The sequence below is a fragment of the Marinovum sp. J2-8 genome (genome assembly GCF_055808435.1).
In genome coordinates, this window is sequence record NZ_JBVVRZ010000015.1 from 17,246 (window position 1) to 36,028 (window position 18,783).

The following is an 18,783-nucleotide window of genomic DNA, read 5'->3' on the forward strand; positions in this document are numbered from 1 at the left end:
ACCTCGGTTTGATCTAAGTCAGTGTGACAATCACAAAAATTTTTGCATCAGCACCAGATCAATCCAGCGCCCGAATTTATACCCGACCTCGGGCAGGACCGAAACCTGACGAAACCCGATTGCCGCATGAAAGGCGATGCCATCCGGGTTTTCCCCGCTGACGCTGGCGAACAGGGTGTGAACCCCGGCGGCACGCGCGTGATTTTCCAGCATCGCCATCAACCCGCGCCCGGCGCCAAGGCCACGGGCCTCCGGCAACAACGCAATGGAATGTTCGCAGGTATGACGATAGCCATCCCCGCCGCGAAACTGGAAATAACAGGCATATCCGATAATCTGGCCGTCCCGTTCCGCAACAAAATAGCGGCCACTGTCGCGAATGCCTTCTGCATACTCCTGGACCGGTTTTTCATCGGATCTGAAACTGATTGTCGTGTCACGAATGACCGGGTTGACCACAGCGGCAATTCCCGGTGCATCCCCCACCTGTGCTGGGCGCAAGATCATCTGAAGGCCACGCTCCCCTGCGGTGTCTCGATCGACGCCACAAGATGCGGCGAGCCATGTTCAAACCGCACGCGCGCATCATCCAGATAGGGCGCAAGCCGCTGTTGCAGGCGATCCACCTCTGGGTGGAAAATCGTCAGCGCGTCCAGCGAACAGCCCGTTTCCGGCAACATCCGGCCCGGATGATCCGCGCAATCCCATTCTATCAGGGCCGGAAAACACCCATCATACGACAACATGCCATGCTGCGGAACCGACATCCGCCAGCGCAGATTGCCGCGCTCCAGCTCGACGATCCGGCCCGCCTCTGGCAGGTCACGCACAAGGGTTTCAAGATCTTTGGTCTGGCAAATCCAATTGGTCAGCCGGGGCGGCCCGGAAAAATGGTCCAGCCCGAACCAACGGGCGTGATCCAGCGCCGGCGCAGCGGGATCAATGGCAATCGCCTCGAGATAGAGCCCATCCGACAGGGACATCAGGTGATTATGGGTGCCAAAAAACGGATGTTCGCCGCCCGTCACCATTTCGACGTGCAAATGGTCCTGCACATGCGCGCGACCAATGTCGCGTGACAGCCCCGAAACAGCGATATGGTCTAGGTGCAGCATGGCATGTCTCCCGCTTGGCGTGCCCCGTCAAGAATTGGCCTTTGACCCATCTTTTTATCGGTCATTGCACCGTCATTCCGTCGTCAAGATATATCAGATTTCGTGACAAATGGGAACGCGTCACACAATCCAGACATGCAAAGACCCCCCGGTTTGCACCGAGGGGCAGTTTTCGATCATTTTGGCCTAGTTAACGGATTGTCCGTCAACCACATCCTTGGTGATCGCGGGGGGCGTGCCGACAATTTCGATCCGGCGCGGCTTCAACGCTTCGGGAATCTCACGCTCCAGGTCGATATGCAGCATGCCGTTTTCATGGCTGGCCCCGGTGACGCGCACATGGTCGGCCAGATGGAATTTACGCTCAAAGGCGCGGGCGGCAATACCGCGATGCAAGTAGGATTGCTTCGGTGCGTCGTCAGCCTTGCGGGCGGTGACAACGACGGCGTTTTCCTTGGCTTCGACGCTCAGGTCTGCTGCGGAAAATCCGGCAACCGCAATCGAAATGCGATATGCATCATCAGCGGTTTTTTCAATGTTATAAGGTGGATAGGTCTGGTTTTGGACATCATTGGCCAACACCCGATCCATCAGGTCGGCAATTTGATCAAAGCCGACAGTGGCACGGTGAAGTGGTGCAAAATCATAGCTACGCATGGGTCATCCTCCATTGAGCGATACCATTATGGTGCGTCTTCCCATCGGGACAGACGGTGACATCCGGACCCACATTGGGCGTCCGAACAGCAATGATTTGGGGAGGGGGTTTGCCGGTTTCAAGACCCCGGCGTAAACGGATTTACGCCATCCCGCGCCGACCGCCGATGTGGGCCTTGGCAGAGCTCAGTATCGCCGCGCCTCTGCCGCGAGGCGGTCAAAGGGATCGGGTCTTGTGTCATCAAGCAATTCGGTGTCCGGTTCAAAATCCGGGATATAGATCCCTTGGGTCCAGGACGCGGGCAACCGATCCAGCAGCTTGGCAAACCGGGCACTGGCGTCAGAGGCGCGCTGGCGGATCGCCTCGGCACGATCAGGATCACGTTCGCGCAGCCGGGTGTACCAGCTCACAACCAGGTCACAAACCCGGTCCGGCCCCAGCGAGAAATAGACAACGGCGGCTGTCAGCAGCGCCAAAAGACCCACCGCAACCACAAGCCAGGGTCGCACCAGAACGACAATGACCAGCGCACCCAACGCCAGTGTCCGGGGCGCATCCGGGCGACGCAGAAACCGGCGAATATGGCCCATGATCGCCATCACACCCTCACGGCGCGGGCCAGCATGCGGCCTGTTTCGGCGCTTTGCGGGAGGGTCCATTGCGTCGGTGGGTGCTGACGCCTCTGCCTGCGGCAGCACAACAGGGCGGGAAATGATATCCCGACGGGGGTTTGTCGGCTTGGCCAATGTGGGTTCTGGCTGTGCGGGTTCTGGCTGTGCGGGTTCGAGTTGCGCGGGCGCAGGCTTTGCAGGTTCGGGCGTTGCGGCGTTTTCCTCTGCCATCAGCGCACGAATTGCCAATGTCGTCGGATCATCCACCGGCCCGCCATCATCGGCGCCCGGCCGGGGATCTGTGTTCAACCTATGGCGATTGGCTGTCATGCGCGACCTCCGTGGCGTGTGGCGATGTTGCGTCAGCCAATAATACCAATGCTTTCAGGCCATTTTGTGGCGCGGTTCTGCCCTGTCCGCCCCCGAATTGTTCGCTCCTGAATTGTCCGCCCCCGAAATACTCGTCGTCAAATTCCGAAACCTCAGGGCCGCAGAAATTTGGCCCCCGACGGGCGCTCATCCGTGCCGACCTGTTTGAACAAGGATTGCGCGTTCAATTCCACCTTCAGCAGCGCCAGCGGCTCTTTCAGCGAGGTGCCAAGGGATACCGGCACGCCGCCCGCCTCTGCCTTGGCAGAAATCAGCGCCACAATGCGCGGCACGCCGCCCTCTATCGAAAACACCGGTGCACCCGATGCGCCGAAATCGGCGGCACAAGACATCACAAGAACGCCGCGCCGACGGTCGATCACCTCACAGGCTTCCTGAAGGGAGGGCGCTTCGGCGCGGTCATGCGCATAGCTGACAACCGCAATCCGCGCACCCGGCGCCGGTCGGTCAGTGGTTTCAAACGGCAAAACGCCGGTGTTGCGGATTGGATGCGCCAATTGCAAAAGCGCCACATCATCGCGGACCTGCGATGCTTTGGTGTTCTGTGCAAACCGGTATTTTGGATGCACCACCGCGTATTTCACATTGCGATAGGCCGAGGCCCGGCCATTGCGCAGACCGGCGCTGAACCGGATGTCCGATGCGCCAAACCGCTCGCCTGTGGCCTTGTTGAACAGGCAATGACCGGCGGTCAGCACCAGATCGGGCGCGACCAGCACACCGGTGCAAAATCCGGTGCGCCCAAAATCAATCCGGCCAACCGCTTCCCATCCGCGGCTGTCATCACCGGTGTTCAGCTGTCGCAACTCGCGCATTTCTGCCTGTGCCGTTGTCACGGATAAGATCACAGCGAGTAGCAGATGGAATATGCGCAAAAGTCAGCCCCTGTCGTCCGCCCTTTGGGCTATCAACAAGTTTAGGCAAAATTGCGGCGCCGCCAAGCCTTTTCAATTTGGCGCGTCACGGGCGCAGTGCCTGCGGCTTTGGCCCACCTGTCGCCCAGTCCAGCAATTCGACCGTATGCACCACGGGCACCCCGGTTCCGGAACCGATCTGCATCATGCACCCGATGTTGCCGGCGGCAATCACATCCGGGGTCACGGCCTCCAGCGTATTGACCTTTCGCGCCTTCAACTGCCCGGATATTTCCGGCTGCATCAGGTTGTATGTCCCCGCCGATCCGCAACACAAATGGCTGTCGGCCTGCTCTGCCACGGTGAACCCGGCGCGTTTCAACAGGGTCTTGGGATGGGTCTTGATCTTTTGCCCATGCTGCAACGAACAGGCCGCGTGATAAGCCACCTTAAGCCCCTTGTCCGCCCCTTCGGGCAGGTCCAGTTTCATCAGCACTTCGCTGATGTCCATCGCCACCGCCGCCACCCGCGCGGCATCCGCCGCCAGAGGATCGTTGCGGAACATATGGCCGTAATCCTTAACCGTGGTGCCGCAGCCGCTGGTGTTGATGACAATGGCATCCAGCCCCTTGGTGTCCATTTCGGAGGTCCAAGCCGCAATATTCCGGGCCGCTGCGCCGTGGCTTTCGGCCGTTTTGCCCATGTGATGGGTCAGCGCGCCACAGCATCCCGCGCCCTTGGCCACCACAACCTCACATCCCAGCCGCGTCAACAGCCGGATAGTGGCATCATTGATGTCGGTATTCAGCGCCTTTTGGGCGCACCCCGTCATCAGCGCCACCCGCATCTTCGGGGCGGCCTTGGGGGCAAAGCTCTGCGGATCGTCATTGCGGCTGACCGGCGGGATCTGCTTCGGGGCCATCTCAAGCATCGCGCGCAAACGCGGATCCGGCATGAAACGCGCAAATGGCCGCCCGATCTTGGCCCCCAAAAGCGCCAGCCGGAACCGCCCCGGATAGGGCAGGATTCGCGCCAAAAGCCAGCGCAATGCCCGATCCGACCAGGGGCGGTCGTATTTCTGTTCGATATATTCGCGCGCATGATCCACCAGATGCATGTAATGCACCCCGCTGGGGCAGGTGGTCATACAGGCCAGACAGGACAGGCAACGATCAATATGTTTGACTGTCGTTTCATCCGGCACCCGTTCATTTTCCAACATGTCCTTGATCAGATAGATCCGCCCGCGCGGGCTATCCAATTCATCGCCCAGCACCTGATAGGTTGGGCATGTCGCAGTGCAAAATCCACAATGCACACAGGCGCGCAGAATTTCGTTGGCCCGCTTGGTGCCAGGATCGCGCAGTTGGTCTTCGGTAAATGTCGTTTGCATGATTAGCCCATAAGCCCCGGATTAAGGATACCGCGCGGATCGAATTTCGCCCGCAGACCGGCTTGCAATGCGGCCAGCGGCGCGGGTTGCGGTTCAAACACCGGCACGGTCCGGCGCAGATCCTGCGATCCCCGGAACAATGTCGCATGTCCGCCCAGCGCCGCCACCTGTTGGCGAAGGGCCCCAGCCCCGGCATCACCAGCCCCGGAATCACCGGCCTCCGGCATCAACAACCAGACCAATCCGCCGCCCCAGTCATAAATCGCCGTATGCGTGACACCCCGCTCTGCCAATCCAGCGGTCAGGACCGGCCCGTCGCTCGGCTTGACCGAAACGCGCCAAACCGCGCCCTCCCGCCCGGCAAAGGGCGTCACATCGCGCAGTTCACGCCACAATGCGGCACTTGCCGCGCCTTCGCGTGCCTCAAACCCGGCCAGGACGCCGCTTTGCAACCGCTCCGCACGATAAGAGACCGAGGCCGCCAATCCTTCGATCCGAACCAAGGTACGCGATGTCCCCCCAGCCGCCCCGGCATCCAGATGCGCGGCGCCGGTCACCTCAAACGGCGTGCCAAGCGCGGCACACAGGCTGCGCACGCCGGATTTGGCATCCAATCCGTCACAGACCAGCGTCGTTTCCATTTCTGGCACCGGCATCACTTTGAACGACACTTCGCTGATCACCCCCAAGGTGCCCCAGGACCCCGACAACAATTTCACCAGATCATAGCCGGTGACATTCTTCATCACCCGGCCACCGTTTTTGACGATTTGGCCGATGCCATCGACAAACCGCACCCCCAACATGAAATCCCGTGCCGCGCCGGCCACAACCCGTCGTGACCCGCTGACGTTGGCCGCGACCACACCGCCCAGCGTCGGCACGCCCTCGGTGCCCAGCAAGCCGCGCCAATCCCCCGGTTCAAAGGCCAGCCTCTGACCCTCTGCGGCCAATGCCGCCTCAACGTCGGCCAATGGCGTACCGGCCTCGGCCACCATGGTCAGCGCGCCCGGTTCGTATAACGAAATCCCGGACAGACCGCCGGTTTCCAGAATATCCCCTGCCACCGGACAGCCTACGGCGCGCGTCCCGCCGCCACAAATCCGCAGCGGCCCATCCGCCCCGGCAATCATCTCCGCCAATTCCGCTTCGCTTGTCGGTCGCATATCCAGATCTTCTTCTGTTCAAAAATATCTCGGGGGAGTCACCAAAGGTGACGGGGGCTGGCCCCCTTACTCTGCTGCCACATCCACAGCGCGGCGGGCCTCGGACACCTCCAGCGGAAACACCTTGGCCGGGTTCAACAACCAACCGGGATCAAACACATCCTTGACCGCCATCTGTGCCTCCAGATCCGCCGGAGCATATTGATGCCCCATCAAATCGCGCTTCTCGATGCCAACGCCATGTTCTCCGGTCAGACAGCCACCCACCTCGACACAAAGCTTGAGGATGTCCGCACCAAACCGCTCGCACAGCTCCAGATCGCCGGGCTTGTTGGCATTGAACAGGATCAGCGGGTGCATATTGCCATCCCCGGCGTGAAAAACGTTCGCGACATCCAAGCCATAATCGCGGCTCAACTCGCCAATGCGCCGCAGCACCAAGGGCAGGGCGGTCACCGGGATGGTGCCATCCAGGCACATATAGTCGTTGATCTGCCCCATCGCGCCAAAGGCGCTTTTGCGGCCCAGCCAAATGCGCCCGGCTTCATCCGCATCCTGCGCCTCGCGCAGCTCCAGCGGGTCATGTTTCCGGGCAATCGCCATGATCCGCGCCAGCTGATCGTCGATTTCGGCATCCGACCCCTCGACCTCGACGATCAACAGGGCCTCGCAATCGGGATAGCCCGCATGGGCAAAGGCCTCGCAGGCGCGAATACAGGGGCGGTCCATGAATTCGATCGCCACCGGCAGGATGCCCGCCCGGATGATATCGGACACACAGGCCCCCGCCACTTCGTTGCTGTCAAACGCCATCAGCACCGGCCGCGCCCCTTCGGGTTTTGGCAGGATGCGCAGGGTCGCTTCGGTCACGACGCCCAATTGCCCCTCGCTGCCACAGATTACCCCAAGAAGGTCCAGACCCGCCGCATCCATATGCGCGCCGCCAATTTCAACCACGCGGCCATCCATCAACACCAGTGTGACCCCCAGCAGATTGTTGGTGGTCACGCCATATTTCAAACAATGCGCCCCGCCGGAATTCATCGCGATATTGCCCGCAATGGCACAGGCCAGCTGGCTCGACGGGTCGGGCGCATAGAAGAAACCGTTTTCTTCGACGGCCCCGGTCACCGAAAGGTTGGTGCGCCCGGTCTGCACCCGGACAAAGCGGTTTTCGTAATCGGTGTCGAGCACCGCATTCATCCGCGCCACGCCCAAAATGACCGAATCCGCACTGGGAAGCGCGCCACCGGCCAGCGATGTGCCCGCCCCGCGCGGCACCACCGGCACCGACATCTCATGACAAATCCGCAACACATCGGACACCTCTGCGGTGCTCGACGGCAACACCGCCAGCATCGGCGCACAGCGATAGGCCGCCAGCGCATCACATTCATAGGCGCGCAGCTCCGCCGGGTCCGAAATCACCGCACCCTGCGGCAAACATTGCTGCAATTGCCGCACCAAGGCGGATTTCCGTGCCAGCCGCTCTGGCCGGGGATCAGGCATCTGCATTGCGTCCCTCCAAGATTGGTAAGAAAATATAACCAATTTTGGAAAGTCATGCAAGCCACGTCTGGCGCGCGGCAAAGAAAGTATACAAAGGCTTGAAGAAGCACCCCTTTCGCCGGGAAATTTTCCCGCCGAGGGTGCCCGAATGACATGGACTGATCGCCTTACTCTGTTTGAGCCCCTCGACTACATCGCTGTTGCGGTCCTGATCGTGAGCTGGATTGCCATTGGATTGAGGATCGAAAATCCGGGCAAACATCCTTCGGTTTCGACCTTGACCACCGAATACCGGCGCGAATGGATGAAACAGATGCTCACCCGCGATCCGCGCATCTTTGACAGCCAGATTCTGAGCATCCTTCGCCAAGGGACGGCATTCTTTGCGTCGACCTGCATGATTGCCATCGGCGGTGTGCTTGCATTGATCGGCAATGCCGAGCGGCTGGCGGGTTTGGCACAGGATCTGACTCTGGAATCCGACCCGATTGTGGTCTGGGAATTGAAGCTGATTGCCGTCATCCTGCTGGCGATCAATGGCTTCCTCAGCTTTGTCTGGTCACACCGGCTTTTTGGCTATTGCGCTGTGGTCATGGCCGCGGTTCCCAATGACCCCAACCATCCCGCCGCCCCGACACGCGCCCACAAGGCGGCAGAGCTGAACATCTCTGGCGCACGGGCATATAACAGGGGATTACGATCAATTTACTTCGCGATGGCGGCCACGGCATGGCTTTTGGGGGCCATTCCGCTCATACTGGCGGTATTATTCACTCTGGCGGTTTTGTACCGGCGCGAATTTGCCTCGAACTCTCGCGAGGCGCTATTGCTGCCCGAAACCGGCCCTGAACCGAAACCGGCAAAACACCCGGAGATCTGATGTTTCGTTTTCTTCCGACCCTGGCCCTGCTCGTTTTTCCGGCTCTCTGCTTTCCTGCGGCGGCGATGGCGGGCGACCCTGAAATCGTCAAAGTCAAAGTGACCAAACCCGACATGGGCTGGCGTTTTGAGGTGACGGTGCGCCACGATGACGCCGGATGGGACCACTATGCCGACGCGTGGGAGGTGACCGACCTTGACGGCAAGCGGCTTGGCTATCGCAAATTGCACCACCCGCATGAGCATGAGCAACCGTTCACCCGCTCTTTGCGTGGCCTGATGATCCCGGATGGCATTCGCGTTGTGTTGGTGCGGGCACATTGTTCCGAACATGGCTGGTCCAGCAACCCGGTTGAGGTCAAACTGTCCCCATCCGGGCGCGGCAGCTACTAGCCGGTCGTCCGTTTCCCCGATTTCCGGTTATTTGATGCCGTTGTCCGTAGCAAACAGCGCCGTTGCATCCGCGCTGTTCACCGATTTATGGGCACATCTGCCGGAAATAACGGCTGGTCAGATCAGAACGCGACCCTGTCGCCACCTTTCAGGTCAAGCATTTCGCGCGCTTCATCCGGTGTCGCGACCTCACATCCCAGCGCCTCTACGATCTTGCGAATTTTGGCCACTTGCTGGGCGTTGCTTTCCGCCAGTTTCCCGCGCGAGATAAACAAGCTGTCTTCTAGCCCGACACGCACGTTGCCGCCCATCTGGCTGGCGGTGGTGCCCAGCGACATCTGCGATCCGCCAGCGCCCAGAACCGACCAGCGGTAATCGTCACCAAACAGACGGTCAGCGGTGCGTTTCATGAAGATCAGGTTATCAATCTCGGGGCCGATACCGCCCAGAATGCCAAAGATGAACTGAATGAACACCGGCGCCTTGAACAGCCCGATATCCATACAGAATTTCAGGTTATAGAGATGGCCCACATCATAACATTCATGTTCGAACTTGATGTCATGCGGTGCCAGGGTTTCGGCCGCTTCCTTGATATCGCGAAAGGTGTTGCGGAAAATGTTGCCGTCGGAATTGGCGACATAGTCCTTTTCCCAATCAAATTTCCAATCATCGTCGTTGTAGCGTTTCGCCAGCGGATGGAACGAGAAGTTCATGCTGCCCATGTTCATAGAGCACATTTCCGGACTGAAGGTCTTGGCCGGAGTGATACGCTCCTGGATCGACAGTGTCAGCGAACCGCCGGTCGAAATATTCACCACCGCGTCGGTTGCTTGCTTGATCCGGGGCAGGAAGGGCGTGAAATCCTTCACATCAACCGACGGCGCGCCGGTTTCGTTGTTCCGCGCATGCAGGTGCAGGATCGACGCCCCTGCCTCTGCCGCTTCCATCGCCTGGGTTGCGATATCGTCATAGGTATAGGGCAGCGCGTCTGACATGGTTGGCGTATGGATTGCCCCGGTGATGGCGCAGGTGATGACCGTCTTTTTCTGGCGTGCCATGGATCAGGTTCCTTTGGTTTTGTCTGTGTTGGCAGGCGCAATGACGCGGTATCCCAGCGGAAAGAGTTGAAGATCGAAACGGCTGCGGATCAGGCCCCAGATCCCTTTGGGCGCTTTCAGCATCATCACGATGGCCACCAACCCCAAAACGATCAGATAAATGGTGCCAAGGTCAGCAAGCGTTTCGCGCAGCGCGAAAAACACAAGCGTTCCGATGATCGGGCCCTCGATTGTGCCAATGCCGCCGATCACCACGATAAAGATCACAAAGGCAGTCCAGTCATTGACGCTAAAGGCGGCATCGGGCGAAATACGCAGCTTTTGCAGGAAGATCAGGGCGCCGATCATGGCCGTCAGCGCCGAGGTGACCACATAAACGGTGAATTTTGTGCGCCAGATGTCGATCCCGAGGCTGCCGGCCGCCAATTCATTGTCCCGGATTGCGGTCAGGGCAAGCCCCTTGCGCGAGCGCAGGAACAGATAAACAGCGGTGATGACCAGAACAGCCGCGCCCAGCGCCAGCCAATAGCTCAAGGATTCACGCATCGCGCGTTTCGAGGCGAGGGATTTCACGATCGCCACCGGCAGGGACGACCCCGAACCGCCCCCCAGTGACGAAATCTGGGCAAAGCCCAACCGAAAGACTTCGGCGATTACCCAGGTTCCGATGGCGAAATAGGCCCCGCGCAGACGGAAGATCAACACAGCAATAGGCACCGAGATCAGCGCACCAAGCACGCCGGCCATTGCGATGGCCGCAATCGGAGGCAGGCCTGCGAATATGGTCAGGGCAAACAGCATGTAGCCGCCAAACCCGACAAAGGCCTGCTGCCCAACTGAAACCAGCCCGGCATATCCCGCCATCAGGTTCCACAGTGACGCCAGCGCCAGATAAAGAAACATCTCGCCCAACAGGCGCATGTCGGCGCGCCCCGCCCACCATGGGGCCGCGATAAGCACAACAAGGACAAGTGCACCAAGGATCGCGGCCATGCGGGCGGCCCCGGAGGTTCGGGTGACGTGGTAATCCTGAATATTCATGCCGCGATCCTTGGGAAAAGGCCGTTGGGACGAACGGCGAGGATTAAGAGAAAGGCGATATGCCCGGCCAGAAGCTGCCAGCCGGGGTCGATCTTGGCGCCGATGGTCTGTGCCACGCCAAGAATGACACCCCCAGCCAATGTGCCCCAAAGATTGCCAAGCCCGCCGATGATCACGGCCTCGAAGCCAAAGATCAGACGCCCGCCGCCGATCGAGGGGTCAAAGCTGGTGCGGATGCCCAGAAAATCCCGGCAATGGCGGTGACCCCAAGCGCCAGCGCCATGGCCAGCCCAAAGATATGCCGCCGGTTCAGCCCCATCAGCTGTGCGATATCCTGATTGTCGGATACGGCGCGAAAGGCACGGCCGAGCGCGGTATGATAGAAGGTCCATTGCAAGCCCCAGATCACCGCGATGGCCACCGCAAAGGTCAGAACCGGCAGCACACCCAGCGTCAGCCCCCCGGCCGAAAAGCTGGCCGTTTCAAGCGCCCCGGCAGCCATCTTCTGGGGGTCGGCGGAATAGACTTCGAGCAGGGCATTCTGAAGGATCACGCTTAGCCCGAATGTGACCAGAAGCGGCGGCAAAAGGTCATCCCCCAGGGTTTTGTTCAGCAACCCGCGTTGCAGCGCATACCCGATCAGCGCCATGGTCGGCACGACCAGAACCAAGGCCAGCAAGGGATGCAGACCGGTGGCGGTGGTGACAGTCAGCCCCAGATAGGCGGCCAGAACGATCAGATCGCCATGGGCAATGTTGACCAGACGCATCACACCAAAGATCAGCGACAACCCCGCCGCAAACAGGGCATAGAGACCGCCAAGCAGGGTGCCTTGTACAATTGCATTCAGCCAGTCCATGTCATTCTATCCCGAAATAGGCGCGAGAGATGTCATCGCGCGAAACCTTGTCCGCGTCGCCTTCCAGCGACACACGACCCTCTTGCAGGCAATACACCCGGCTGCTGACAGACAGCGCCTTGGTGATGTCCTGTTCGACAATGATGGCGCTCATGCCCTCGCCGATGATGCCCGGCAGGGCGTCGTAGATGTCCTTGATGATGATCGGGGCCAGCCCGAGGCTGATTTCGTCGAACAGGATCAGATCGGGGTTCGCCATCAGCGCACGGCCAATGGCCACCATCTGCTGTTGCCCGCCAGAGAGCGAGGTCGAGGCCTGATCCTTGCGTTCTTCGAGGATCGGAAACAGCTTGTAGACCGCGTGAATGTCCCAGGGCCCCTTGCGCCCGACCTGTGCGCCAATCATCAGGTTTTCCCGCACCGACAGCGATGGAAAAAGCTGCCGCCCCTCCGGCACCATCGCCAGCCCCCGCGCGGCGACCTCGTCTGCCCGCAGGCGGCTGATGTCCGTGCCGTGATATTTGATCTGGCCGGGACCGTTGCGCAAAAGCCCGGTGATTGACCGCATCAGGGTGGTTTTCCCCGCGCCATTTGCACCGATGATGGCCAGGATTTCGCCTTCGGAAACGGCCATGTCGACGCCATAAAGCGCCTGAAAATCCCCGTAATGGGCATCAAGCCCCTGCATCTGAAGAATGGGTTCAGGCATCGGCTTCAATCCCCAGATAGATTTCTTTGACTTCCGGGCTGTCCATGATCGCCTGTGGGTCGCCCTCGGCAATCTTTCTGCCGAAATCGATCACGATCAGCCGGTCAACCACGGCAAGCAGCGCATGCACCACATGTTCGATCCAGATGATGGTCACGCCCGAGGCATGGATGTCCTTGATGGTCTGAACCAGCGACCGGCACTCGGCCTCGGTCAGCCCACCCGCGATTTCGTCAAGCAACAGCAACTTTGGCATCGCACAGAGCGCCCGCGTAAGTTCCAGCCGTTTGCGCCCCAGCAACGTCAGACCGCCGGCCATGGTATTGGCCTTTGACAACAGCTCGGTCTTTTCCAACACCTCAAGGCAAAGCTGCTCTGCCTCTGGGCCGCGCAGGCCAGCCGATTGGGTGGCCGCAATCATCGCATTTTCAAACACGGTCATATTGGAAAACGGCTGTGGCACCTGAAAGGATCGCGCAATGCCGGAATGGCTGCGTTTTGCCGCGCTCCAGCCGGTGACGTTCTGCCCGGCAAATTCCACGGTCCCGGCATCGGGTGACACGGTTCCGGTGATCAGGTTGAACATCGACGTCTTGCCAGCCCCGTTCGGGCCGATCACGCCCAGTGCTTCGCCTTCGGCCACTTCATAGCTTTGCCCATCGGCAACCTTTACGGCGCCGTAAGCTTTGCAAAGGTTGTCGAGTTTCAGAATGGTGTTCATTCTAGTCCCCTTGGGTGGTGAGCGGTGCAACCGCACCGCTCATACGCATCAGCCAAGCAATTTCAGATCGCCGGTCAACGGAATGTCCGGCGCCGCCGAATTGGCCACGATCTTCAGATCAAAGGAGTCGCCCTCTTTTTGCCATTGGCCGGCAACCAGCGGCGTCTTGGTGACATTGTTGATCGGGCCATTTGCCCAGTTCACATTGCCAACAATGGTGTCGAGGTTGGTTCCAGCGATGGCCGCGACGATGGCCTCGGGATCTTCCAGATCTTCGGACCGCTTCATTACATCTGCCACCACTTCGAACAGCGCGTGTTTAAAGCCGATCGGCTGGGTCCAGGGGCGGCCGGAAGCCGCAGAATAGCCTTCGGCCAGTGCCTTGGACGATGCCCCCGACAACGAGGACGAGAAGGGATGGTTTGGGGACCACCAAACCTCGGACGACAGACCGTCGCCCCGATCCCCAAGCAATTCAATCACCGACGGGAACAACAGCGCCTTGCCGATTGTCACAACTTTGGGGGTGAACCCCTGTTGCGCGGCCTGGCTCCAGAAGGTCGCAAAATCGGGGGCGATCATGTTGCCTGTGACAATCTCGCAGCCCGCCGATTTGAATGCGGCGATCTGGTTCGAAAAATCATCCGACGGCGGCTGATAACGGCCCGGATCAATGAGGTCATAGCCCGCTGCGGCCAGCGGCGTGGGCAGGCCCAGCTCTGGATGGCCCCAGGCGTTGCCGTCCGCGTCGTTCGGAAACAGCCCGCCGACGGTCTTGGCCGCGCCCGATTGCCCCCACATGTCAAGGAACGCGCCGATCACGTCCTCAAGCCCCCAGAAGAAATGATAGGTCGAGGCGAACCCCTCTCCCGGGACACCATTGCGGCCAAAGAAATAAGGCTGCCATGGGCAATCGGTGGTGATGCAGGGCACTTCGTTCACTTCGGCCTGATCGCTGACCGGGTTGACCGTGTCCGGGGTCGAGGCGGCGACGATAATATCGACCTCATCCCCCAGAATCAGGTCTGCGGCCACTTCGGCAGCCCGGTTCGGGTTCGACTGGCTGTCCTTCGAGATGATTTCGACATTCCAGCTTTTGCCGTTGTTTTCGATGCCGCCCGCAAACACCTTTTCGATGCCTGCCAGCACATAATCATCGGCCTCGGCAAATCCTGCCAGGGGTCCGGTGCGGGGGCTGACATGGCCGATGCGCAACGTGGGGTTGGCGGCATAGGCGCGCGTGGCGCTCAGCAATGCCGGGGTGGCCAATGCGGCTGCGGCCCCTCCCAGGAAACCGCGCCGGGTTGGGCGTTGTTTGATGATCTTTGACATTTCTTCCTCCCTTTCATCGGCTTTTCGCCGACCAATCGTTTAATCGTCGAGAATGGTCCCCAGTTTGTTCAGATGGCTGGCAACACGCGCACGCACGGCATCAGCGTCTTCTTTGGTCCATTTCCGAAAACCTTCGCCCGATTTCATCCCCAAGCGCCCGTCTTCGACGAGCTTTGCAAGATAGGGTGACGGTCCTTTGCGGCTTTCGAGGTCGTGCAGAACGTTTTCGTGGATATCGAGCGTCAGGTCGGTGCCAACCAGATCGGCGTTTTCCAACGGGCCAAGAACGGCAAGGCGGCGACCAAAACAGGACTTTACAACCGTATCGACATCTTCTGCTTCGCAGATCCCGTTTTCGACCAGGCTCACGGCCTCGCGCCAGAGGGCGTGCTGCAACCGGTTTCCGATGAACCCGGGCACGTCTTTTTCGACCATCACCGGCGTTTTGCCGGCATCGGCCAGCAGATCAAAGATGGTCTTTGCAACGGTGGGGTCGGTCCATTCGGTTTTGACCACCTCGACCAAGGGGATCATATGTGGCGGATTCCACCAATGGGTGCCCACAGCGCGGTTTTTCAACCGCAGCTTCGACATGATCTGCGTGATCGGCATGACAGATGTGTTCGACGCCAGGATACAGCTGTCTGGCGCGTGCTGCTCAACTTCGGCAAAGATCTGTTGCTTCAGCGCCAGCTTTTCCGGCGCAGCCTCGAACACGACATCCGCCTGCCGCACCGCACCCGCGGTCGAGTTGAACACCTCGATCATCTTCATTGCCTTGGCGGCGGTCTTTTCGTCGTCGCCCATGGCCTCCATACTCTGAAGGATGCGATCGACAACCGATGCGCGGGCCTCTTCGAAAGGATCGGTGATGGCCACATATTGCCCGGCCTTGGCCAGGGTCAGCGCAATGCCATGCCCCATAAGGCCGGCACCGATCACCGCGATCTGCTGTTTCTTGGCAACCATGCTTCAGCCCGCCGTATAGCCACCGTCAGCATACAGAATATGCCCGGTGTAAAAATCAGAGGCTTTTGAGGCCAGGAACAACAAGGGGCCGGCGAGGTCTTCGGGTTCGCCAAGACGGCCCTTGGGCACACGGGCCAGGAAACCATCCCTGACCTTCTTTGCCTCGTCCGTGTCGGCGAACATCCAGGCGGTCAAAGGCGACCGGAACACGGTCGGCGCGATGGCATTCACGGTGATGCCGGACGGCCCCAATTCACATCCCAACGCCTTTGTCAGACCGTCGGTCGCGGCCTTGGACGCGCAATAGGCGGTATAACCGGCCGGATGTCCCAAAAGCCCCCTTGCAGAGGAGACCAGAACAATCTTGCCGCTGCCCTGCTGTTTCATCTGTCCCGCGGCGGCACGGGACAACAGCCAGGTTTGATTGACGTTGGCATCCATGACCGATTGAAAGGTTTCGGGCGTCATGTCGTTGATCAGCGCGACTTTGTTCATCCCCGAGGCCACCACCAGAATATCCAGCCGGCCATAAGCTTCGACCGCTTGGGCGACCAACCCGTTACAGATGTCTTCATCCGTGGGGCGGGTGTTGATGGCGGTCACCTCTGCGCCCATGCTGCGGCATTCGCCGGCAATCTCGTCCAGCGCGGTCTGGTTGCCGGCAACCAGCACCAGCTTGCAGCCGGCACCGGCCAAAATGCGCGCCGCGACCATCCCGAATGCGCCAGAGGCCCCGGTGATCAAGGCGGTGTTGTCTTTGACGTCGAACATGGACAGTGGGTTTTGCATGACATTCATAAGTCAGGCCTCCGCAGGATAGGGGATGACAACCAGCATCTTGCTGGTCAGGTTCGTCCGGTTTTCCAAAAGGCGGATTTCGCCGGCTGGAATGGTGCAGCTGTCCAATGGGCCCAGAACGGTCGCTTCGCCGTCGATGGTCACTGTCATCTCGCCCTCGAGCACGACGTAAACCTTTTCAAACGGTGTGGAATCCGGCCCCGCGCCGCCACCGGGAAGGAATTGACTGAACCCAACCCATTGGTTGGTTGGCCCGCCTTCCTCAAACCCCTGCAATCGAAGTCCGTGACAGCCGAAATGATTTGCGGCCTCATAAGGCTGGGCATCGTGAAAGCGTTTAAGGTGCATGGAAATCTCCTCGGGCGTGTCGGAAGTGGGGCTGAAAATGGTCGCCGGTCCCCCGGCGACCAGTCAGGGAGGATCAGAAGTCGGCGCCATCGTCGATGCGGAAGCCCTGGCTCTTGTCCATCATCGCCACGAGGCGAATGATGCAACCGTCGCCGCGGTCCCAGTTCCAGGGGAAGAACGCAAAGGTACAGCGCTTGCCGGTCACGGCATCAAGATCACCGCCGACGTTTTCAATGCCCAGAATACCGTTTTTGAACAGGATGTTATGAACCGGTTCCCACTCTGGAAAGGCGACGTCCCACGGAATACCGCCGGACCATTCGAGGTATTCCTTCTCCAGATGCGGCAACAGCGGGCCGTTCCGCTGTGGGCCGATGGCGGTGGCCAGCGGGTGGTCATTGGCCTGGGTGTCGTGGCCGACAACCTTGATGCCCTTTTCCACCATCCACTCTGCCGCTGACGGCACCAGCCCAGGGCAATAGGCAAAGTAGTCACCATCCTCATAGTCATGGTGCCAGCCGGTGTTGATGATCAGAACGTCCCCCTTGCGGATCGCTTGACCACAGGCTTTTTCCAGGTCGTCTGCGGTGATCTGTTCCCATTTCTTCTTTGGGATCGAAACAACCAGCCCGGTGCCAAAGAAATGCGGCAGCGGCACTTCGTCGATGAACGGCGTGCCCTGCACCACATGCGCCGGGGCGTCGATATGGGTGGTGGCGTGCATCGTGGTGGTGATGCGTTGGCTCAGCACACCGGATTTCGCCATGTAGTGGATGCGCTCGATCTTGGTGTCCTGAAAATAAGGCCAGTTCGGGTTCTGGAACCCAAAGCGGTGGCTGAGATTGTAGAACTCCAGTCCCATGTCGTTGTCGGTGTTCGATTGGAACTCGATGCCACGGATTTCAACCATTGGACACATCTCCTCTGTTCGCCGGAATCCCGGCGTTTTCGATTTTAAACTGTCAGGATGGCTCCTCCACCTGTCCCGCATATTGATGCACATGCACCGCATTGCGGTCAATAAAAATATTCACGATGCGGTTGACATGTATCGCATTGTGGGACACTGATTGAGTAATCACATCCCGCAACCCGCGCCGCAATTACCGATGGGGACACCCTGTATATGTCTGAAGACAAGACGAAAAATGATAGATCCGGCATCCAGGTGATCGCCCGCGCGGCCTCGATACTCAGGGTGTTGAAGGATGCTCAATCGGGTATGAGCTTGGGGAAAATTGCCGAGCTCGCCGATTTGCCCCGCTCTACGGTACAGAGAATCACCGGCGCATTGGCAGAGGAAAACTTTGTCATCAGCGATATGCAGGGGGGTGGGCTGCGGCTGGGTCCAGAGCTCAGCACGCTGGCGGGGGCGGCGCATTACAACATCGTCGAACACTGCCGTCTGCTCTTGACCGAACTGACACAGAAAACAGGAGAAACGACTGATCTGGCGGTGATGCGCGGCATCGGCATGGTGTTTCTGGATCAGGTGCCGGGAACGCATCGGCTGACCACGGTTTCCAAAGTTGGCGAGGTTTTTCCCCTGACCACGACGGCCAATGGCAAAGCCTGCCTTGCGATGATGGATCAGGAAGACGCCATCAAGCTGATCCGCAATGAATGGGATCGCAATGGGGTGACACAGGATCTGGCGCAGTTTCTTGCGCAACTTGAAGAGATCCGGAACTGCGGCCTGGCCTATGACCTTGACGAACATGCCTCTGGTGTTTCGGCGATTGGATTTGCCTTCCGGGATTGGGGCGGCGACCTGCATGCCATATCGGTCCCGGTGCCATCAACGCGTTTTGGCGACCAAATGAAGACGATTGAAAATGCGCTTATCGACACCAGCGCCAACATTCAGCGCACATTCGAGTAGCGTCTGCGAGCAATTTTGGCCCAAAGACATCGGGCCAGAGTGCCCAAGGCGACCGCAGAGAATGCTGGGCGGCGATATGGGTAATCCGCTTCTTT

The 18,783-nt window shown here is 59.6% G+C and carries 22 protein-coding genes; 3 read left to right on the forward strand and 19 right to left on the reverse strand.

The window, feature by feature from the left end:
• Window positions 1-30: 30 nt before the first annotated feature.
• From AC0L4F_RS23045 to AC0L4F_RS23080, 8 genes are all read right to left on the reverse strand, one after another.
• Window positions 31-504, reverse strand: coding sequence for a GNAT family N-acetyltransferase (locus AC0L4F_RS23045; RefSeq protein ID WP_244691866.1), 474 nt, complete (start codon window positions 502-504; stop codon window positions 31-33).
• Window positions 504-1,115: a VOC family protein gene (locus tag AC0L4F_RS23050; protein ID WP_244691781.1), complete on the reverse strand. Its 612-nt coding sequence runs from the start codon at window positions 1,113-1,115 to the stop codon at window positions 504-506. Before AC0L4F_RS23050 ends, AC0L4F_RS23045 begins: the two co-directional genes overlap by 1 nt.
• 186 nt (window positions 1,116-1,301) lie before the next feature.
• Entirely contained in the window at window positions 1,302-1,772 is a 471-nt protein-coding gene (locus AC0L4F_RS23055) for an Hsp20 family protein (protein WP_244691784.1), read from the reverse strand.
• Window positions 1,773-1,958: 186 nt separating this feature from the next.
• On the reverse strand, window positions 1,959-2,714 hold the full coding sequence (locus tag AC0L4F_RS23060) for a hypothetical protein (protein WP_244691786.1): 756 nt from the start codon (window positions 2,712-2,714) through the stop codon (window positions 1,959-1,961).
• A 152-nt stretch (window positions 2,715-2,866) separates the two neighbouring features.
• The gene (locus tag AC0L4F_RS23065; protein ID WP_244691788.1) at window positions 2,867-3,610 is read right to left on the reverse strand and encodes a trypsin-like serine peptidase; all 744 of its coding nucleotides are present in this window, start codon (window positions 3,608-3,610) and stop codon (window positions 2,867-2,869) included.
• 124 nt (window positions 3,611-3,734) lie between these two features.
• Window positions 3,735-5,021 carry a glycolate oxidase subunit GlcF gene (gene glcF, locus AC0L4F_RS23070; protein WP_244691790.1) on the reverse strand — a complete coding sequence of 429 codons (1,287 nt, stop codon included), beginning with the start codon at window positions 5,019-5,021 and terminating at the stop codon, window positions 3,735-3,737.
• Window positions 5,022-5,023: 2 nt separating this feature from the next.
• Window positions 5,024-6,187, reverse strand: a complete 1,164-nt coding sequence (locus AC0L4F_RS23075; RefSeq protein WP_244691792.1) for an FAD-binding protein — start codon at window positions 6,185-6,187, stop codon at window positions 5,024-5,026.
• A 66-nt stretch (window positions 6,188-6,253) separates the two neighbouring features.
• Window positions 6,254-7,702: an FAD-linked oxidase C-terminal domain-containing protein gene (locus tag AC0L4F_RS23080; protein WP_244691795.1), complete on the reverse strand. Its 1,449-nt coding sequence runs from the start codon at window positions 7,700-7,702 to the stop codon at window positions 6,254-6,256.
• Window positions 7,703-7,844: 142 nt separating this feature from the next.
• Between AC0L4F_RS23080 and AC0L4F_RS23085 the strand changes: the two genes are divergently transcribed.
• Window positions 7,845-8,576, forward strand: coding sequence for a DUF599 domain-containing protein (locus AC0L4F_RS23085; protein WP_244691797.1), 732 nt, complete (start codon window positions 7,845-7,847; stop codon window positions 8,574-8,576).
• Window positions 8,576-8,968, forward strand: a complete 393-nt coding sequence (locus AC0L4F_RS23090; protein WP_244691799.1) for a hypothetical protein — start codon at window positions 8,576-8,578, stop codon at window positions 8,966-8,968. The genes AC0L4F_RS23085 and AC0L4F_RS23090 overlap by 1 nt, the downstream gene beginning before the upstream one ends.
• Window positions 8,969-9,090: 122 nt before the next feature.
• Here the strand turns inward: AC0L4F_RS23090 and kce are convergent, their stop codons facing one another.
• The 11 genes from kce to AC0L4F_RS23145 all read right to left on the reverse strand — a co-directional run bounded on the left by kce (window position 9,091) and on the right by AC0L4F_RS23145 (window position 17,716).
• Entirely contained in the window at window positions 9,091-10,029 is a 939-nt protein-coding gene (gene kce, locus AC0L4F_RS23095; protein WP_244691801.1) for a 3,5-dioxohexanoate:acetyl-CoA acetone transferase, read from the reverse strand.
• A gap of 3 nt (window positions 10,030-10,032) precedes the next feature.
• Complete coding sequence (locus AC0L4F_RS23100) at window positions 10,033-11,070, reverse strand: branched-chain amino acid ABC transporter permease (RefSeq protein WP_244691803.1); 1,038 nt, start codon at window positions 11,068-11,070, stop codon at window positions 10,033-10,035.
• Window positions 11,067-11,246, reverse strand: coding sequence for a hypothetical protein (locus AC0L4F_RS23105; protein WP_244691805.1), 180 nt, complete (start codon window positions 11,244-11,246; stop codon window positions 11,067-11,069). The genes AC0L4F_RS23100 and AC0L4F_RS23105 overlap by 4 nt, the downstream gene beginning before the upstream one ends.
• 17 nt (window positions 11,247-11,263) lie before the next feature.
• The gene (locus AC0L4F_RS23110) at window positions 11,264-11,929 is read right to left on the reverse strand and encodes a branched-chain amino acid ABC transporter permease (protein WP_244691807.1); all 666 of its coding nucleotides are present in this window, start codon (window positions 11,927-11,929) and stop codon (window positions 11,264-11,266) included.
• A gap of 1 nt (window position 11,930) precedes the next feature.
• Window positions 11,931-12,638 carry an ABC transporter ATP-binding protein gene (locus AC0L4F_RS23115; protein ID WP_244691809.1) on the reverse strand — a complete coding sequence of 236 codons (708 nt, stop codon included), beginning with the start codon at window positions 12,636-12,638 and terminating at the stop codon, window positions 11,931-11,933.
• Entirely contained in the window at window positions 12,631-13,359 is a 729-nt protein-coding gene (locus AC0L4F_RS23120; protein ID WP_244691811.1) for an ABC transporter ATP-binding protein, read from the reverse strand. The genes AC0L4F_RS23115 and AC0L4F_RS23120 overlap by 8 nt, the downstream gene beginning before the upstream one ends.
• Before the next feature lie 48 nt (window positions 13,360-13,407).
• On the reverse strand, window positions 13,408-14,691 hold the full coding sequence (locus tag AC0L4F_RS23125; protein WP_244691813.1) for an ABC transporter substrate-binding protein: 1,284 nt from the start codon (window positions 14,689-14,691) through the stop codon (window positions 13,408-13,410).
• A gap of 39 nt (window positions 14,692-14,730) precedes the next feature.
• Window positions 14,731-15,660: a 3-hydroxyacyl-CoA dehydrogenase family protein gene (locus AC0L4F_RS23130; RefSeq protein WP_244691815.1), complete on the reverse strand. Its 930-nt coding sequence runs from the start codon at window positions 15,658-15,660 to the stop codon at window positions 14,731-14,733.
• Window positions 15,661-15,663: 3 nt separating this feature from the next.
• The gene (locus tag AC0L4F_RS23135; RefSeq protein WP_244691817.1) at window positions 15,664-16,458 is read right to left on the reverse strand and encodes an SDR family NAD(P)-dependent oxidoreductase; all 795 of its coding nucleotides are present in this window, start codon (window positions 16,456-16,458) and stop codon (window positions 15,664-15,666) included.
• Between the two features lie 3 nt (window positions 16,459-16,461).
• Window positions 16,462-16,806: a cupin domain-containing protein gene (locus AC0L4F_RS23140; RefSeq protein WP_244691819.1), complete on the reverse strand. Its 345-nt coding sequence runs from the start codon at window positions 16,804-16,806 to the stop codon at window positions 16,462-16,464.
• Window positions 16,807-16,879: 73 nt separating this feature from the next.
• Entirely contained in the window at window positions 16,880-17,716 is an 837-nt protein-coding gene (locus tag AC0L4F_RS23145; protein WP_244691821.1) for a cyclase family protein, read from the reverse strand.
• Window positions 17,717-17,932: 216 nt separating this feature from the next.
• Here AC0L4F_RS23145 and AC0L4F_RS23150 point away from each other — a divergent pair, with 216 nt between their 5' ends.
• Window positions 17,933-18,688 (forward strand): IclR family transcriptional regulator, encoded by a 756-nt coding sequence (locus AC0L4F_RS23150; protein WP_280520749.1) that lies wholly within the window; start codon window positions 17,933-17,935, stop codon window positions 18,686-18,688.
• Window positions 18,689-18,783 lie beyond the last annotated feature (95 nt).

Bases quoted from the DNA above. Each gene is read 5' to 3' on its own strand.
- AC0L4F_RS23100 (WP_244691803.1), bottom strand. From the start codon at position 11,070: ATGAATATTCAGGATTACCACGTCACCCGAACCTCCGGGGCCGCCCGC.
- AC0L4F_RS23060 (WP_244691786.1), bottom strand. From the start codon at position 2,714: ATGACAGCCAATCGCCATAGGTTGAACACAGATCCCCGGCCGGGCGCC.
- AC0L4F_RS23115 (WP_244691809.1), bottom strand. From the start codon at position 12,638: ATGCCTGAACCCATTCTTCAGATGCAGGGGCTTGATGCCCATTACGGG.
- AC0L4F_RS23120 (WP_244691811.1), bottom strand. From the start codon at position 13,359: ATGAACACCATTCTGAAACTCGACAACCTTTGCAAAGCTTACGGCGCC.
- kce (WP_244691801.1), bottom strand. From the start codon at position 10,029: ATGGCACGCCAGAAAAAGACGGTCATCACCTGCGCCATCACCGGGGCA.
- AC0L4F_RS23125 (WP_244691813.1), bottom strand. From the start codon at position 14,691: ATGTCAAAGATCATCAAACAACGCCCAACCCGGCGCGGTTTCCTGGGA.
- glcF (WP_244691790.1), bottom strand. From the start codon at position 5,021: ATGCAAACGACATTTACCGAAGACCAACTGCGCGATCCTGGCACCAAG.
- AC0L4F_RS23085 (WP_244691797.1), top strand. From the start codon at position 7,845: ATGACATGGACTGATCGCCTTACTCTGTTTGAGCCCCTCGACTACATC.
- AC0L4F_RS23080 (WP_244691795.1), bottom strand. From the start codon at position 7,702: ATGCAGATGCCTGATCCCCGGCCAGAGCGGCTGGCACGGAAATCCGCC.
- AC0L4F_RS23055 (WP_244691784.1), bottom strand. From the start codon at position 1,772: ATGCGTAGCTATGATTTTGCACCACTTCACCGTGCCACTGTCGGCTTT.
- AC0L4F_RS23135 (WP_244691817.1), bottom strand. From the start codon at position 16,458: ATGAATGTCATGCAAAACCCACTGTCCATGTTCGACGTCAAAGACAAC.
- AC0L4F_RS23110 (WP_244691807.1), bottom strand. From the start codon at position 11,929: ATGGACTGGCTGAATGCAATTGTACAAGGCACCCTGCTTGGCGGTCTC.
- AC0L4F_RS23090 (WP_244691799.1), top strand. From the start codon at position 8,576: ATGTTTCGTTTTCTTCCGACCCTGGCCCTGCTCGTTTTTCCGGCTCTC.
- AC0L4F_RS23050 (WP_244691781.1), bottom strand. From the start codon at position 1,115: ATGCTGCACCTAGACCATATCGCTGTTTCGGGGCTGTCACGCGACATT.
- AC0L4F_RS23145 (WP_244691821.1), bottom strand. From the start codon at position 17,716: ATGGTTGAAATCCGTGGCATCGAGTTCCAATCGAACACCGACAACGAC.
- AC0L4F_RS23140 (WP_244691819.1), bottom strand. From the start codon at position 16,806: ATGCACCTTAAACGCTTTCACGATGCCCAGCCTTATGAGGCCGCAAAT.
- AC0L4F_RS23150 (WP_280520749.1), top strand. From the start codon at position 17,933: ATGTCTGAAGACAAGACGAAAAATGATAGATCCGGCATCCAGGTGATC.
- AC0L4F_RS23130 (WP_244691815.1), bottom strand. From the start codon at position 15,660: ATGGTTGCCAAGAAACAGCAGATCGCGGTGATCGGTGCCGGCCTTATG.
- AC0L4F_RS23075 (WP_244691792.1), bottom strand. From the start codon at position 6,187: ATGCGACCGACAAGCGAAGCGGAATTGGCGGAGATGATTGCCGGGGCG.